Genomic DNA, 16637 nt, shown 5'->3' with positions numbered 1-16637 from the left:
TACAAGATTAGGTAAATGGAGCTTAATCGTCGTCTTCGTCCTCATCCTTTTTCTCAAGCTTCACAAAAGCTCCTCTCCTGGGGGCGGGCATGATGCTGTTTTCTCCCCGGACAGTTTGCCATACAATCTCACTGAAGACATAGTCGTCAATAGCATCGGGAATACTTAGGTCGAAGGAATCGGAGCGACGGGAGTTTTTATTCACTGCTACGTTTTTTTGGTACAGATCTACACCTGGAGCCATGGCAGTGAAGGGCTTAGTATTGGGTTGCGCCTGGAAGCAGCGCCACATTGGTGTAGCAGCGGCATCGTATTGACTCATGGGTTTAAGCCCAAGAATAAGTTCAATGGTTCGAAGCATGCCAGAAGTTGAGTACATGGTATGGTCCACAAAATTTCTTTTAACAAATCCCCCTGCCACAAAAGCAATAGAACGATGCGCATCTACATGATCAGGACCATTCTGTGCATCATCTTCCAGGATAAAAACGACCGATTCCTTCCAGATAGAACTTTTAGATAGATGTTCTACGAGGCGACCCACGGCGAGGTCGTTATCGGCTACTGCGGCAAAAGGTGTTGGCTTTCCTACACTGGCTCCTGAGGTATGGTCGTTGCCCAGTCGAATGGTGGACAGTGCAGGAACCTTACCTATCGCAAGGAGAGAATCGAAATCTGATTTCCAGGCAGCCACGCGATCCACATCTAAATAGCCCAGGTCGTAACCTTTGAAATCAGGGCAGAAATTGGAACGAAGAGCGGGTATAGAGGCTTCTTTCCCTTTTACAAACCATCCGTATGTACGGTAGCTCACCCCAGCACGGAGGCAATGGTCCCAGATAAATCCGTCGCGGGGATGGGCAATTTCACGAGAGCCTTCGAAATCGTAGGTGCCGCCTCGTCCCCCGTAACTGGTCACCCAGTTTTTTTCTACATAATCGTTGGCATAGGCAGCCGATGACCAGTTGTGGCCGTCGGCGCTCACCTCAGCGTCTACATAGAAATTATCCAATAATACGAATTCACGGGCAAGGGCATGCTGGTTAGGCGTTATTTTTTCAGGAAAGAGACATAGTGATGCATCGCCATTTCCCTCTTTCATATCACCCAGGACCTGATCGTAAGTACGGTTTTCTTTTACAATATAAAATACATGCTTAATGGGGGAGGCATCACCTACCCGCATGGGTATTGGATTGCCTTTTTCACCCTCCGTTTGCAATTCCTTTTCCTTAGTATATGGGCTATTACTATATACAAGCCGGGAGTAAGTGGCTAGGGTCGTTTCATTGGGAAGGTCAATAATAGACATGGTACCTTGAAATAATCCGCCTATGTATTGTTCACGACCTGTATAGGCTTGAGGATTGGCTCCCTTGTCCATGGGTACCTTAGCCAAAGATGGATTAGGACCTTTGGGATTGGCTTTGGAAGAGAAACCTTTACCATTGGTAATAAACAAACGGTCTCCAATATTTTTAACAGCTGTAGGATACCAACCCGTAGGAATAAATCCTTTGGACTTACTGCGGCCCTTTACGCTTACGTCGAATACGGCCAGACAGTTGTTGTCTGCATTGGCAATCCATAAGGTATTTTCATCTTCGCTAAGGGAAACGCCATTGGGTGTGCTTCCTACAGGGGCGTCCGGGTAGAGGGAGGTGGTTAGTCTCTCGGCTACTTTTCTAGCAGCTACATCGATAACCGACACGCTGTTATCATTGCCATGTGCTACGTATAAAAATTTGCCATCCTTGGTAAGAGCCATATCATTTGGGTTCTTATCCGTGGCGATTTTCTGGTCGATTTTTCCAGTAGCCACATCATAAATACATACTGCCGACCCACCCCAAAGCGAAATATATACTTCCTTTCCGGTAGGTGATAGCATGCAACCATAAGCTTCGGAGGCGAGCTTAATCTTAGACGATACTTCACGTGTTTGTGTATTGCAGACATACAAAGAACTGTCTTCTTTGGTTACCACATACATTCGGGATTGAGCATCGTCCAGACAAATACCTGTGGGAGATATCTTGTTTGGCCAGGGCTTCCCTAATACGATAGAGTCGACCTTAACGAGTTTGTTGGACTCGATCTTGTATTCGAGAATCCGGTTATCGTTGCCTGCCGATGCGTAAAGTCGCTCTCCACTTTGACTGAAGGCCAGGCCTACATAGGCTTTGTCTATAATTTGTTGATGCAATACCTTCTCCGTCTGGGCATCTATAAGCATGATGCTTTGAACGGATTGCCCATTATTGGTGACGGCCAATAATTTTTTATTGGGTGAAACGATAAGATTCAACGGAAGGTCGTCGAGCTCCACACTGCGACCGATCGGCGTCAAGGACCAGCCATTTGGAAGATCCACGGACATGGCCTTCAATTTGTTATAGAGTGGGTCGGTCTCTGGACTGTTGCTAGGACTATTTCGCTGGCAAGCTGTCCAAAGCCCACAAGATAAAGTAATCAATGCCAGGGTTTTAATCGAAGATTTCATTTAATGATCAGGGTTAACAGAAAGTGTTATAAATAAAGTGACTGAATTGTTTTTTAGAAATTGGCTGTTAAGCCTATCCAAAGACTACGTCCCGGACCGTTGATACCTGAGCCGTGCGTGCGGTAGTCGGCATTGAAAAGGTTATGAGCCTGAACTTGTAAGCTGAGGATTTTCCAGTCATACAGAGCTCTGATGTTGAAGATAGACCAGGCAGGGGTTCCTCCCTCAGGAATCCGGTTATCACTTTTGTCTCCTGCCGAAAGTCTCTTTTGCGCTCCAGCCCAGAGCATTTCGGGGGTAAGAGTCAATTGATTTCTATGAAATGATAGACCAACCCGACCATTGACTGGAGGTATTCGTCTTAATGGCTCCTGGTTGCTTACACTTTTTCCGTAGCTATAAGTGGCTGAGGTATAGATCCGCCAATATTCCGTCAAATGGTATTCGGCCTCAAACTCTGCGCCCCTGATCTGGGCTTTCTCGGTATTGCTTTTTATATAGACATCCACTCCATTGATCTGTTCTCCTGGCACCTTCTCTCTGGTAATCAGGTCATTCAAATAATTTTGAAATAGAGCTAGGCCCATAGCCCAGCTTCCCGACCGTATCTTATAGCCCATTTCAAAATTGTAGGAGCGCTCCGGTCGCAGATCATAAGCTGGTAATTCATACCGAAAATCGACTATGCCCAAGGTTCCCATATCGTCTATATTGGGAGCACGGAAGCCGGTGTTTAAGGACAAATAAATATTTGAAAAGCTGGAAGGTTGATAGGCCAGACCTATATTTCCTACGAAAGCTTTAGGACTAATCTTGATTGTTCCTAAATCCCGATCATTCAATTTGATATGGAAGCCATTATATCGAAGCCCATAATCGACTTTCCAGCGATTGAGCCTATATTGGTGTAGGGTGTAAAGTGCATAGTTCAGGTAGGCGCTGCCGTCAGGATATAACCCTCGTTTGGATATTTCGCTGCCTTCGGCCTGATTGATGTCAATTCTTTTACTATTTATTTTGTCATAGTAAACTTCCACTCCCGAACTTGCCGTCCAATTTTTGCCTAGTTGAGACTGGAAGTTGAGCGAGGATCCCCAGGTTTTGATCCCATCGGACTCCTTTCTTAGACTATTTTCTCCGATTTTCTGACTATTGCGTCCTTCCTGACTGGTTTGGTAAGAAGTAATAAAAGTTATTTTGCTCCATAAGTTCTTTGTGGTACTGCCCTCCAGACGGGCATAACTTAGTGAGCGTTTCTGAGGATCAAATTCATTAAGAGCATACTGATCTAACTGGTATCTGTAGAACACCGGTACATGTCTTTGGTTTACCGATTGGTGTGCTAAAATCACATTCCAGTTTTCGGAAATTTTCAATTTTCCCTTAAGATCAAAATCTATGTCTGTATAGCCACTTGGGGTCTGCCTACCCGTGGTATCTCCCCCTACCACATCTCCAAACTTCTTGACACTGATTCCAGCTTGAAGTGCGAGTCGCTCCCTTTGGATTCCTCCCTGCACCCGAATGGACTTTTCCATATCTGATGTGCCGTAGCGAGCCAGAACTTTACCATAGGCTTGTGTCTTAGAGGCATAGGCTAGGGTAGGGGTGAACAGCTGAATGGTTCCTCCCAATGCGTCTGTTCCATAGGCGACGGACCCTCCCCCTCTATATATTTCAATCCTATCCAATGAAAAGGGGTCAACCGTGTTTAGGTATTGATTGGGGCCATAACGGAAAGTACTGTTGTTGAGTCGGATGCCGTCAATTAGTGTGAGGGTCTGGTTGCCGGTCAGTCCTCTGATAAATGGAGATCCCCCCCCTTGCGTAGTTTTTTGCATAAACACCCCAGTGGTACCCATCAGTACATCGGGGGTAGTACTACCAGGCTGGCTGGAGTTAGAGAGGTTTTTTATGATTCCTACCGAACCAATTGTCGACAGGCTAGACTCTGTATGGCGGTTAGCTGTGATGTTTACCTGCTTTAATAATTCCGTTCGTAAGCTGTCGGAATCTTGTGCCCGCAAGGCAGGGGGAATCCAAAAAAATAGAATGAGTAAGATTACAATTTTCATAAATGAGTAGTATAACTAATAGGGAAAGGACAAAATTAATTTTGATTACAAGGAAGAAGTTCCTTTTATAGTTATCAAAAAGTTAATATTTATTGACGCATTCTTTCTGGATATACTACTATTTATCCATGCTGTTGTTTTAAATATATTTGAGGGGACAGTCTTTTAGGAAAGCTAATGCAAAGTGACGTATTGTTTGAAAATCAATACCTTATCGGTATGCTAAGCAAGACGTATAGCAGGGGAAGGCTGATGCAGGTGACGGAACCAAGGAAATGTTTAATGGAGCGAATTTGGACGATTCTGCATAAACTTGTTAAATTATTGTAAACAAATAAAGCACAGATCGATATAGATAATAACAGGAGGGTTTTCTTAAAATCCCAGATACTTTTTTTTCAATTGGATGGCTTAATTATCCTCCCTTACAATTTTCCAATTTTATAGGAAAGGTTTAAAAACAAATTTTCTTCCTGAGTGAGTGAACTACTTTTACCAGGAAGTTTATCCGTATGAATATAGCCAAACTCTAGTCCAAGACGGTCCGTTGGGGATAATGAAATAGAGGCAGATAATCTATTCTGATCAAAAAAATTGGAAATAGGCACCCCTGCTACATGCAGTAATAACTCCTCGTAGATACTCACCTGCCAGTTATTATAGGAATAGCTAAGGCCTATTCTTTCCCGGGCTCTAAGTTTATCCGTCTGATCGATAAAACTTCGGTATTCCAATCCAGTTTTGCTGAATAAATATAGAGAGGAAAATAGGGGTTGATGTAGTGTGAAAGCTCCAGCGAAGCGAAGTTCATGTAGATTGCTTTTGTTTCCATCGGCAGGCTGCCGGTAGGACGGATACTGATTAAAAAATGCGAAGGGAGAAAGACTGAGTTGAACTTTCCGGGAAGGTCGGTAATGAATCCAGCTCCTGTAAGAAGTCAGTAAATTTTTTGAAAAAAAATTTCTATTATCGAAATCATTTTGCCGCCGGTGTTGAATCTCATTATCTAGGATGAACCTTGGGTTGAGTGTCGTTTGCACCGTGAGCCGGGTCCAGGCATTATATCTGGTGTTGTCCTGCCCATAGGCCAGGCCCTGGTGCAGAACAATTAAAAGTAAGGTATATAATCTGATGGTATTCATTAAATAAAATTAGTGGGGCAAATGGTCGCGAAAACGCCCATATACCCAGGTGCCCGCTATGGCACTTAATAAGGTGATAATAACTACTGTGGCCCCTATTCCTATCTGAGCAAATAATGGTCCCGGGCATGCACCGGTAAGGCCCCAGCCAAGACCAAATAGCAATCCCCCGTAAATTTGACCTTTATTAAACTTTTTGTCGGCAATAGAAACCTTCTCTCCATGTATGGTTCGGATATCGAATCGTTTTATCAGGAATATAGAAAGCATCCCAACCATGATCGCACTGCCGATGATGCCATACATATGAAAGGACTGTAAGTGGAACATCTCCTGTATACGGAACCAACTTATTACTTCTGACTTTACAAAAATAATGCCGAAAACGATTCCCACGGCCATATATTTCAAATTATAGTACCAGGGATGAGCTTGCGCGCTTTCGTTGACGCACATGGCATCAAGGTGGCGGCGAGTGTGATCTTCCTGGTGGGTTTGCTGGGTATTCATAAGCTTTTTGCTATTACTTGGTATACAATTTTTTAAAGCGATAAGATAATAGGGAGGATCCAGTTGGACATCACAAAGCCGCCTATCATAAAACAGATGGTGGCAATCAGTGAAGGAAGTTGTAGATTAGAAATGCCCATTATGGCGTGACCACTGGTACAACCTCCTGCGTAACGTGTTCCGAAACCTACAAGAAAACCTCCAAATACGATCAATAAAAACCCCTTTAGCGTAAGAAGTTGCTCCCAATTCATAATTTGTGTGGGAATGAGAGAGTCGAAGTTAGTAATTCCGTATCCTGCTAGTTCCTGTGCAAGAACCGGATCGATCTTTACAGGGAGGGGATTGGCCAGGAAGACAGCGGCAATTACACCTCCTAGGAATATACCCCCAACAAAAAAGAGATTCCATACCTCTTTTTTCCAGTCGTATTGAAAAAAAGGTATTTTGGCGGGCACACACATGGCACATACATGGCGTAAAGAGGAGGAAATGCCGAAAGACTTATTGCCCAAAAGAAGTAGAGCCGGAACGGTAAGTCCGATGATTGGGCCTGAAATATACCAAGGCCATGGTTTTGTTAAGAAGTCTAGCATGGCTTAAACGGCGTTAATTTTTTTATTCAGACTATTCCAGGAGCCTCCATTATAGGCTTCAATACCGGCCTTATTAAGACTTCCCAAGGCCATACCACTGCGGTTTCCACTCGCACAGCAGGTGATAATTACGGGATAACGTTCCTTAAGTGCATCAACCTGTGTTGAAATTTTAGTCAGAGGAATATTTATACTCCCTGTTATATGCCCGGAGGCATATTCCTGAGGGGAGCGCACATCTACAATGACCGCTCCATCTTTGACCAGCTGCTTGTAGTCAACTTTTTTATTATTAAATAATGAATCTAAGAATCCCATAATTTCTTGTTAATTAAAAAATCGGTTAGTCGGGGCTCTATGACCAGGCATGGACTGGTTATGAAGAACGTCCATGCCTGTAAAGCCCTATTTATAGCAATGTGCTAGGACATACATAATTGCTTACAGGAACGGTTTCAGAATCCTTGATAGCTGAGAAACCTCCTTTTACATCAATGAGATTATCGAAGCCCCGCGCCTTTAAAATAGAATTGAAAATCATAGAGCGATAGCCACCAGCGCAATGCACAAAATACTTTTTGTCCTTACTAATATCCGCCAAATGGTCATTGATATAATCCAAAGGTACATTTTGTGCATCTATCACATGTTCTGATTGATACTCACTTTCCTTTCGAACGTCCAATACCATTGCTTCCGGGTCGGCCTCCAGACGATTGGCCATTTCTTGGACAGAGATGGACTCTATCTGATCTATTTCCTTACCAGCCTCTTGCCAAGCTTCAAATCCTCCGGATAAAAATCCGATGGTATGGTCATATCCCACCCTTGCAAGTCGTGTCACCACCTCTTCCTCGCGGCCTTTGTCAGTTATCAGCAGAATCTGCTGCTTGATATCAGGAATTAGCGCTCCTACCCAAGGTGCAAAGCCCCCGTCTATCCCAATATTAATAGAGTTAGGGATAAATCCTTTGGCAAAGGTTTGTGCATCACGGGTATCCAATAATACGGCCCCGGTTTCATTAGCTACGGCTTCGAAACCTTCAGGATCCAATGCCTGGCGCCCACGTTTTAACACGGTATCAATACTTTCGTAACCCTTGATATTCATCATTACATTTTCTGGGAAATATGCCGGGGGTGGGGTTAACCCCTCGGTCAGTTCTTTGATAAACTCCTCTCTGGTCAAATCGGGGTTTAAGGCATAATTTGTTTTCTTTTGATTTCCAAGCGTATCGGTCGTCTCTTTACTCATATTCTTTCCGCATGCACTGCCAGCCCCGTGAGCGGGATACACAATTATATCATCCTCTAAAGGCATAATTTTATTTCTTAAAGAGTCGTAGAGGTGACTGGCCAGCTTTTCCTGAGTCAGGTCTTCCACCACCTCCTGAGCTAAATCCGGACGACCTACGTCTCCAATAAAAAGGGTGTCACCGGTAAATAGTCCGAGGGATTTCCCGGTCGCATCCTTTAACAGATAACAAGAGCTCTCCATAGTATGACCAGGGGTGTGCAGCACCTCAATGCTAAGCTCACCGACCTTGAGTACCTGTCCATCCGTAGCAACTAATGCGTCAAATCCGGGTTTGGCAGTGGGACCGTAGACAATTTGAGCTCCTGTTTTTTTGGCCAGATCAATATGCCCAGAGACAAAGTCAGCGTGAAAATGAGTTTCTAAAACGTACTTGATCTTGGCTCCATCTTTTTCGGCACGTTGTATATATGGATCGACTTCGCGTAGGGGATCTATGACGACTGCTTCTCCATTGCTTTGGATGTAGTAAGCACCTTGTGCCAGACATCCGGTATAAATTTGTTCTATTTGCATGACTATGGTATGTATTTGGTTTTAAGAATTATCGTAATGTTTTACAAAGTTGTTAAACTTCTAACAGGCATTCGGTGATTTTTGTCACAGGGGATGATTTTTTTAAACTTTTTCAAAATAAATGCTTCTAAAAAAATGAGACCATTTATTGTTAATGAAGAAATAACTCCTTTACTATGATATATAGCCCCATTGCAAGGACAAACCATCCGAACCCGCCCTTTAATTTCTGAGCAGATACTTTTTTAGAAAGGGCATTGCCGGCAAAGAAGCCTATGATGGCTAAGAAGGTGATGCTACCCAATAACATCCAGTTCATTTGCGAATTCGAAAGGTCGCCTGTGAAACCGATGAGAGACTTGGCACCTATTATCAGTAAGGAGGTTCCTACGGCCTTCTTCATAGGCAGTTTGCTTAGGAGCACCAATGCTGGAATAATCAGAAATCCTCCGCCAGCGCCTACCAGCCCGGTGAGTGTGCCCACTAGAATTCCTTCTAAAAGGATAATAGGATAATTGTATTGTAAATTCTCTTCACAGTCAACACATTCTTCTTTTTTCTCCCGGATCATAGATACGGAGGCTGCGAGCATTAGAATAGCGAAAAGCACCATAATGAAAATAGACTTACTTACCTCAAATTGGCCGACAGAGAATAAGGCGTCGGGAATCGCAGGCACGAGGTACTTCCGGGTAGCATATACTGCAGCAATGGCAGGAATGCCAAAGATGATGGCTGTTTTGGTATCTACCAATCCTTGCCGGTATTTGGGCCAGGCTCCTACAAGACTGGTGAGGCCTACTATAAATAGAGAATAGGCCGTAGCCTGTACCGGGTCGACACCTAATAAGTAAACCAAAACGGGTACAGTCAGTATGGAACCGCCCCCACCTATAAGGCCAAGAGAAATTCCGATGAATAATGAAGCGATGTATCCTATTATTTCCATGGGTATATATTTAATATGATACAAATGTCCGCATTGGAAAATCTGAATACAGTAACTTTTGTCACACTACTCTCAAACTTTTCACAAATTCGGTAACTGCTTGAAAACTCAGTCCGTTGTGATCATTGTAAAAAACAAAGTGGGAGAGCAGGGGGGAAACGGGCGGCCTCAGGATTAATCTGTATATATAACTATAAAAATGGGGCCAGGGGAGGTTGAAAAGGCCAAGTAGAGGAAGTGAAGACAAAAAAATAACCCTGGTTTTTGATTCCAGGGTTATTTAAATTTAATAATGATGAAAAATTACCGGCTCAGATAAAGGTTTCTTTCACCGTAAATTTTCTGAAAAAAGTCATCCTGGAGATCGTCGATAAAGTAAATAGCTTCTCCTGTCGACTTCATCTCAGGCCCTAATTCCTTGTTAACATTAGGGAACTTGTTGAAGGAGAATACTGGTATTTTTATCGCCCAACCTTTTTTCACCGGGTTAAAAGTGAAATCAGACACTTTCTTAGCACCTAGCATCAGCTTGGTAGCATAATTTACATAAGGTTCCTGGTATGCCTTGCAAATGAATGGAACCGTACGTGACGCTCGTGGATTCGCTTCAATTACGTAAACTACCCCATTCTTGATCGCGAATTGAACATTGATCAAGCCCTTAACACTCATAGCCTTTGCGATCTTACGGGTATGATCTTCGATCTGGCGAACTTCATCGTCGGTAAGGTCGAAATGTGGCAACGCTGCATGTGAGTCTCCGGAGTGGATCCCGGCCGGTTCGATATGCTCCATTACTCCAATAATGTAAGAATCTTCTCCATCGCAGATGGCGTCGGCTTCTGCCTCCAATGCACCTTCCAGGAAGTGATCGAGTAGGATATTATTGTCGGGGATATCATGTAATATCTTCACTACATGCTGTTCCAACTCTTTCTCGTTAATCACAATTTTCATGCTTTGTCCTCCCAAAACGTAGCTGGGACGAACCAAAAGAGGGAACCCAAGGCTACGAGACAGCTCTACCGCGGCATCGGAGGTACGTACCGTACCGAACTTGGGGTAGGGGATCTCCAGCTCTTCTAATAGAGACGAGAAGCGTCCGCGATCTTCGGCCCAGTCTAATGAATCGTAGCTGGTTCCGATGATTTTAACCCCATATTTTTCTAGCTTTTCGGCCATTTTCAAGGCCGTCTGACCGCCGAGCTGAACAATGACTCCTTCAGGCTTCTCGTGTTCGATGATATCGAAAACGTGCTCCCAGAATACAGGTTCAAAATAAAGCTTATCGGAGATATCAGGGTCGGTTGAAACGGTTTCAGGGTTGCAATTGATCATGATTGTCTCATAGCCCGATTCTTTGGCTGCGAGTACCCCATGTACACAAGAATAGTCGAACTCAATACCTTGCCCAATGCGATTCGGTCCGGAACCCAAAACTACGACTTTCTTCCGGTCAGATACGATCGATTCGTTATCCGGCGTTTCCTGGGAAGAATTAAAAGTGGAGTAATAATATGGAGTTTTAGCTTCAAATTCGGCAGCACAAGTATCTACACATTTGTAAATTCTCTTAATACCTAGTTCTTTGCGGCGATCGTACACCTTACTCTCCTTAGTCCCAAGCAAATGCGCAATTTGACGGTCAGCATAACCTTTTTGTTTAGCCGTGAGCAATAGGTCTTTAGGAAGCTCGTCGAGCTCAAATTTTTCGATCTGGTGTTCCAGCTCTATTAGCTCTTCAATCTGACGAAGGAACCAAGGATCTATTTTGGTAAGATTCTGAATGGTCTTAAATGACAATCCAATTTTAAAGGCATCATATATATGGAAGAGACGATCCCAGCTAGGATGTTCCAGGCTATACTTAATTTGTTCCTGGTCTCTTAGTTCGCGACCGTCGGCACCAAGACCATTGCGGCGAATTTCTAGAGACTGGCAGGCCTTCTGTAGGGCCTCCTGGAAATTACGGCCAATACCCATCGCTTCACCTACCGACTTCATCTGGAGGCCAAGGCTGCGGTCGGATCCCTGGAATTTATCGAAATTCCAGCGAGGAACCTTAACGATCACATAATCGATGGAAGGTTCGAAAAATGCAGAGGTAGTCCCGGTAATGGGGTTAATCAACTCGTCCAAATCGTAGCCAATAGCCATTTTAGCTGCAATCTTGGCGATTGGATATCCGGTGGCTTTGGAAGCCAGAGCCGAAGAACGGGATACCCGAGGATTAATTTCGATGGCAATTATTTGATCATCAGCCGGGTTAACCGAAAACTGCACGTTACATCCTCCGGCAAACTTACCGATTCCGTCCATCATTTTTCTGGACAAATCACGCATTTGCTGATACAAGGTGTCGGGTAGCGTCATGGCGGGAGCTACCGTGATGCTGTCGCCGGTATGAACCCCCATTGGGTCGAAATTCTCAATCGAACAGATGATGATAAAATTTCCTTTGCTGTCGCGAAGGAGCTCTAACTCATACTCTTTCCATCCTAGGGCGCTCTGCTCTACCAGTACTTCATGAACTGGGGAGGCATGAAGTCCATTATTAAGGGCTTTATCAAATTCTGCTTCTGTATGTACAAAGCCTCCACCGGTACCTCCTAGGGTATAAGAAGGGCGAATTACCAGTGGGAACCCAATTTCTTGGGCGATTTCTTTTCCTTCCAAAAATGAACGAGCTGTTCGTCCCTTACATACATTTACACCTAGTTCGATCATTTTTAATCGGAACTTCTCCCGATCTTCGGTGGTCTCAATCGCTTTGATGTCCACCCCGATGATGTCAACATTGTATTTTTTCCAAATTCCCGCCTTGTCTGCGTCGATAGCCAGGTTAAGGGCTGTTTGGCCACCCATGGTAGGGAGCACTGCGTCGATGGGCCTGCCCATAGCCTGGTGTTTTTCCAGGATTTCTACCAGAGATTTTTTCTCCAGGGGCAATAAATAAACATGATCTGCACTAATGGGGTCGGTCATAATCGTTGCCGGATTGGAGTTGATCAGTACAACTTCAATGCCTTCTTCACGCAATGATCGGGCTGCTTGAGAGCCGGAATAGTCAAACTCACATGCCTGACCAATGATGATTGGACCTGAACCTATAATTAGAACGGATTTGATATTCGGATTTTTGGGCACAGTAATTTATTTTTTGAAGAAATTATGATTTTGTTTGCTTTTTGGAGGATATAACCCTGCTTTAGCTAACCTATAGTAGGGTTAGGTCCAAAAATTCCACAAAGTTAATTTACATTATTGAAAATGGAACTGTTTTTTCCGGATTCTGAAAATTAAATTTCAGAATGTATCGTCAAAATCTCAATTTGGGCGGTAAAATGAATGCTACTTAGCGTCCTGCAAAAATTGCAGTCTTACTGAAAAGGCACAATCGAAGGGGCCGAAATGTCAAAATCTCTTAGACGTAAAGGGGTATTGCCGTCGGCGGCAAACCGTAGGACGGAAGTATTGCCAGGAATATTGGGGTAATATCCAATACGCAATTGAAAGGTATTAAAGGTAAGATTTTCATTTTTGAACCGAAAGCCAAGCCCATATCCCTGGTATACTGGGCCACGCCACAGAGAGCGGGTGCCATTAATTAATCCGAAGTCACCAAACACGAAATATGCAATACGAAAGCCCAGTAAGGATTTGTCTGAGAAAAATACCGTTTCCAGACCCAGTGTGAACTTTTTGGTGCCAATCAGCTGGTCGCTATTGATTCCTCTTATGCCCTGATTACCGCTGATATTGATATAATCGAGAGGGTCCCGATGGTATCCATTGGTATATTTTAAAGTAACAAACTGTCGTAAAAAACTATATTTGAAAGGTATGAGCTGGCTGAAGTAATTGACCTGACCGCTGATAACCCCCTGTTGTGCCTTACTACTTTTATAATAGCTTCCATAATTGAAGAGTCCATATAGATACCCCAGGCGATGAGGCAGATACATCCCTTTGGCAAACTGAATTCCACTGTAGCCACGATCTCCGAATTCGGTGGATTCCCTGCCAAAAGTTACCGATAACAGATTCCCTACTGGCACGTCTTCAGTCCTACCAAACCCATAGATCAGTACATCACGCTTATAATTTCTATTGGAGTATCCAAGACTCAATAATGTGGCACTTTTGTCCCAATATATCTTATTAAGGTCGGGGCCAACCTCGGGTCTTTCCCTGTAATCGTAACGATTGTAACGAAAAGCAGTAATGAAGCGGGAATTCTTATTAAATATATTATTCTCGAAAGGAAACCGATAGGAACGACCTACCCATAAATCATAATAGTTGAAGGAAGTAACGAATCGGATCTCCTGCTCGGGGTCCGATAATTCACGTTTATATTGGCGATTTTTTATAATCCCCGCTTCAAATGCTCCGGCATATTTGGTTTCATTTGTTAAAAAGGATCGATTAAAACGGATGGATTTCTCCTTTAAATCATTTTCGAAAATAAACCTGGCCTGTCCCGTAATAAAGGTGTTCCCAATATAGGGCACTGTATAAATGGTTCTGAATTGAAACTTTCTCAGGGTATCCTCTTTGTTCCATCGTATGGAAGTCAGCTGTGAATGGGTCGTTCCATTTACGTTAATATTTTCCAGTCCTACCCTGAATTTATTGAAGCTACTGAAAGATCCAGAGGCATTGAGGGACCAGCTATCCTGAATAATGACCATTACGTCGGCCTGCCAGGTAACATCCTTTCTTGGGATCACAAGGATCCGTGCATCGACGATTAAGCGGTTAGACCGGAGAAGTCGTTCATTATCCTTAAACACCTGAGCCTGAATTTTATCACCCTCTTCAAATAATAACAGGGAGCGTCTAATGATGCCTTCCCGGGTATTGGTATGCATACTTTTACTTAAAAATCGCTCAAGCTGGTTTCCGGTCCGTGCCGTATCATATACCGACTGACCCAGAATATTGAGTTGTTTGATAATGATATTTTTAATGGTCATGCCTTCGTAGGTGGTAAAGGGATTGGTCTCAATCTCTTTTACTTCGGCCACTTTCCCCTGATTATATACATCCCTAAACAAGAGCCTGTAGACGGCTCTTGAGAATTTGGTTTTGGACATCCGAACTTTCAGGTTCGTATAGCGTATACTATCTTTGTTCACCGCCTGAGCGGGGAGGCTGTCTGTCACCTGAGCGGAGGCACAAATGCTGAGTAAAACAAAGAAGAGTACGTAACGGTGCATAGTTGGTATTAATCCGGGGCATTTTAATGCCTAATTATAACGTAAGGCACCCCATTTCCTTATCTGGAGGCGTCAATAAGCATAGGGATCAAACGCTCTGTATCCGAAGGAGCCGGGGCATTTTTAGAATAATACTTACCATTAGGCTTGATGATGGCGTAGGTTCCTGGCTCCAAAGGATTCAGCCTGAGAAGTAAGCTAAGTAGCTGATCCGACGCCACAAACATATGGGTGCCTTTGAGCTGATGACGAACAACGTACTGTCGGGCTAGCCCACTCTGTGATGCTGCCTGCTCAATATCATCCATATGAACCATCAGAAATACGGTGCCTACCGGGGCCTTTTCCCTCAGGAAGTTAAGATAGGCCAGTTCGTCCAGGCTTTTGGGGTCAGTCAAATTCCATTTGATTACATAAATAGTCTTTCCCTTGTATTGTCCTAACAATTCCTTAAACCATGAATTTCCCGCCTCATTAGAGGCGCTGACCCATATTCCTGGAATCACTTCGGTTGGTTTTATTTGTTGTGTCTGGTAATTGACCATTTTGCGGATATCAACGCTATCCTTAACTTCTCTTTGCATCACCTCAGAGAGAGAATTCTTTAGAGCTGGCGATTTTAAATCACTTAAAATGTGTCGGAAAAGGAGGTTTTTCTGGTCCAGTGTATATCCGTTTAGTCGCTTGATCATGTAGTTCCCTGAAAGCAAATCCGTCATGGAAGAGGGTAGGAGCTCCATATACAAGCGCTTGGCCTGCTCATATTCGAACAGGGTATTTATCATTTCTTTATTGCGTAGAAATAATGCGTTTAAAAAATCATATTCTGCCCTATCGGTAATACCAATTTCCATGATTTGTTTCAGCTTCGTAGCTTCCTGTGAGGACAAATCCGTATTGTATTGATGGATGAGGCCAGCCATGGCCTTTACTGGCAAAGGGGCACTTTTAGTCGGGTAACGATAGATATAATAATCCTTTACGATATCGGCATAAACACCATACTTCTCTGCCAAGGTTACTTTTTCGGCGGTCAGTGGAGGCAGATTTAAACTGGGCTGATCCAGTTTTTCCCCTTCTATATCCAGGTCGTTGATTCGCAGGTAATCCATCCAGATATTAGCATATTCCGCCTGTGCTTTGCTGGTAAGCCAATTTTTTAGTTCGGAATCCAATATATTATTGCGACTATATTGCTCAAGAGTTTGAAGGCGAAGTTGCAACCTCTGCTCCAGCAAGGCCTTGGCCTGCTGCTGGGACTTGGGCCAAAAGTTTTTGAAAAAGTCGGATCCCACCGATGGATTTTTTTCAAATGATTGGGCCTCAACGGGCATATATAATTGATATTGATTATTGGCCGCTGCATGTACGCCCGAAAAGTAAAATAGTCTTTTAGCCTTACCAATTGAGTCGGCGTCGAAGGTAAGGGTAAGCGTTCCTTTAGAGCCTAAAAATGGTGAAGTAGCCAATGATCCATACTCCAAATACATTTCCTCCTGATCGAAATTCAGGGGGAGGGCAATGCTAAAGCTACCATCGGCCTGGAGGGGGGCCTGACTTACCATTTCGGACCGAGGGTCGAAAAGGTTGCTTCGGAAAAAACTTACAGAGGATGTTTGACGGTAAAGTTGTCCATTCAGATTTTTTATCTGGCCTTTGATATAGAGGCTATCCACTTGCCCAACCAATATAGTAGGAGCGAAAGCAAATAATGTTATCAGTAGAAAACGATAGATCATGAAGCATAGATGTTGATAGTGGTAATAAATATAGCAGGATTTGCCATACAATTAAATTTTCGTTCCTGCC

The 16637-nt window shown here is 43.7% G+C and carries 11 protein-coding genes; all 11 read right to left on the bottom strand.

Going from position 1 to position 16637, the window contains the following annotated elements:
- Window positions 1-22 precede the first annotated feature (22 nt).
- A complete protein-coding gene (locus X939_RS0103485) occupies window positions 23-2503 on the bottom strand; it encodes a bifunctional YncE family protein/alkaline phosphatase family protein (protein WP_025761884.1) in 2481 nt (826 codons plus the stop codon).
- Between the two features lie 53 nt (window positions 2504-2556).
- Window positions 2557-4578, bottom strand: a complete 2022-nt coding sequence (locus X939_RS0103480; protein WP_025761883.1) for a TonB-dependent receptor plug domain-containing protein — start codon at window positions 4576-4578, stop codon at window positions 2557-2559.
- 425 nt (window positions 4579-5003) lie between these two features.
- The gene (locus X939_RS0103475) at window positions 5004-5720 is read right to left on the bottom strand and encodes a DUF2490 domain-containing protein (RefSeq protein WP_025761882.1); all 717 of its coding nucleotides are present in this window, start codon (window positions 5718-5720) and stop codon (window positions 5004-5006) included.
- A gap of 9 nt (window positions 5721-5729) precedes the next feature.
- On the bottom strand, window positions 5730-6176 hold the full coding sequence (locus tag X939_RS0103470; RefSeq protein ID WP_229235984.1) for a DUF6691 family protein: 447 nt from the start codon (window positions 6174-6176) through the stop codon (window positions 5730-5732).
- Window positions 6177-6262: 86 nt separating this feature from the next.
- The gene (locus X939_RS0103465) at window positions 6263-6826 is read right to left on the bottom strand and encodes a YeeE/YedE family protein (protein WP_025761880.1); all 564 of its coding nucleotides are present in this window, start codon (window positions 6824-6826) and stop codon (window positions 6263-6265) included.
- Window positions 6827-6829: 3 nt separating this feature from the next.
- Window positions 6830-7144: a rhodanese-like domain-containing protein gene (locus tag X939_RS0103460; RefSeq protein ID WP_044198265.1), complete on the bottom strand. Its 315-nt coding sequence runs from the start codon at window positions 7142-7144 to the stop codon at window positions 6830-6832.
- Window positions 7145-7235: 91 nt separating this feature from the next.
- Window positions 7236-8657: an MBL fold metallo-hydrolase gene (locus X939_RS0103455; protein ID WP_025761878.1), complete on the bottom strand. Its 1422-nt coding sequence runs from the start codon at window positions 8655-8657 to the stop codon at window positions 7236-7238.
- 151 nt (window positions 8658-8808) lie between these two features.
- Entirely contained in the window at window positions 8809-9606 is a 798-nt protein-coding gene (locus X939_RS0103450) for a sulfite exporter TauE/SafE family protein (protein WP_025761877.1), read from the bottom strand.
- A gap of 303 nt (window positions 9607-9909) precedes the next feature.
- The gene (gene carB, locus X939_RS0103445) at window positions 9910-12753 is read right to left on the bottom strand and encodes a carbamoyl-phosphate synthase large subunit (RefSeq protein ID WP_025761876.1); all 2844 of its coding nucleotides are present in this window, start codon (window positions 12751-12753) and stop codon (window positions 9910-9912) included.
- Between the two features lie 233 nt (window positions 12754-12986).
- Window positions 12987-14828: a BamA/TamA family outer membrane protein gene (locus X939_RS0103440; protein WP_025761875.1), complete on the bottom strand. Its 1842-nt coding sequence runs from the start codon at window positions 14826-14828 to the stop codon at window positions 12987-12989.
- A gap of 59 nt (window positions 14829-14887) precedes the next feature.
- The gene (locus X939_RS0103435; RefSeq protein WP_025761874.1) at window positions 14888-16567 is read right to left on the bottom strand and encodes a hypothetical protein; all 1680 of its coding nucleotides are present in this window, start codon (window positions 16565-16567) and stop codon (window positions 14888-14890) included.
- Between the last annotated feature and the right edge of the window lie 70 nt (window positions 16568-16637).

It is taken from the genome of Dyadobacter tibetensis Y620-1 (assembly GCF_000566685.1).
Lineage (GTDB): Bacteria > Bacteroidota > Bacteroidia > Cytophagales > Spirosomataceae > Dyadobacter > Dyadobacter tibetensis.
This window is presented reverse-complemented; position numbering and strand designations above follow the sequence as displayed.

Coding starts and splice junctions, on each gene's coding strand:
- X939_RS0103455 (WP_025761878.1), bottom strand. CDS start 8,657: ATGCAAATAGAACAAATTTATACCGGATGTCTGGCACAAGGTGCTTAC.
- X939_RS0103460 (WP_044198265.1), bottom strand. CDS start 7,144: ATGGGATTCTTAGATTCATTATTTAATAATAAAAAAGTTGACTACAAG.
- X939_RS0103485 (WP_025761884.1), bottom strand. CDS start 2,503: ATGAAATCTTCGATTAAAACCCTGGCATTGATTACTTTATCTTGTGGG.
- X939_RS0103440 (WP_025761875.1), bottom strand. CDS start 14,828: ATGCACCGTTACGTACTCTTCTTTGTTTTACTCAGCATTTGTGCCTCC.
- X939_RS0103435 (WP_025761874.1), bottom strand. CDS start 16,567: ATGATCTATCGTTTTCTACTGATAACATTATTTGCTTTCGCTCCTACT.
- X939_RS0103480 (WP_025761883.1), bottom strand. CDS start 4,578: ATGAAAATTGTAATCTTACTCATTCTATTTTTTTGGATTCCCCCTGCC.
- X939_RS0103470 (WP_229235984.1), bottom strand. CDS start 6,176: ATGTGCGTCAACGAAAGCGCGCAAGCTCATCCCTGGTACTATAATTTG.
- X939_RS0103465 (WP_025761880.1), bottom strand. CDS start 6,826: ATGCTAGACTTCTTAACAAAACCATGGCCTTGGTATATTTCAGGCCCA.
- X939_RS0103475 (WP_025761882.1), bottom strand. CDS start 5,720: ATGAATACCATCAGATTATATACCTTACTTTTAATTGTTCTGCACCAG.
- X939_RS0103450 (WP_025761877.1), bottom strand. CDS start 9,606: ATGGAAATAATAGGATACATCGCTTCATTATTCATCGGAATTTCTCTT.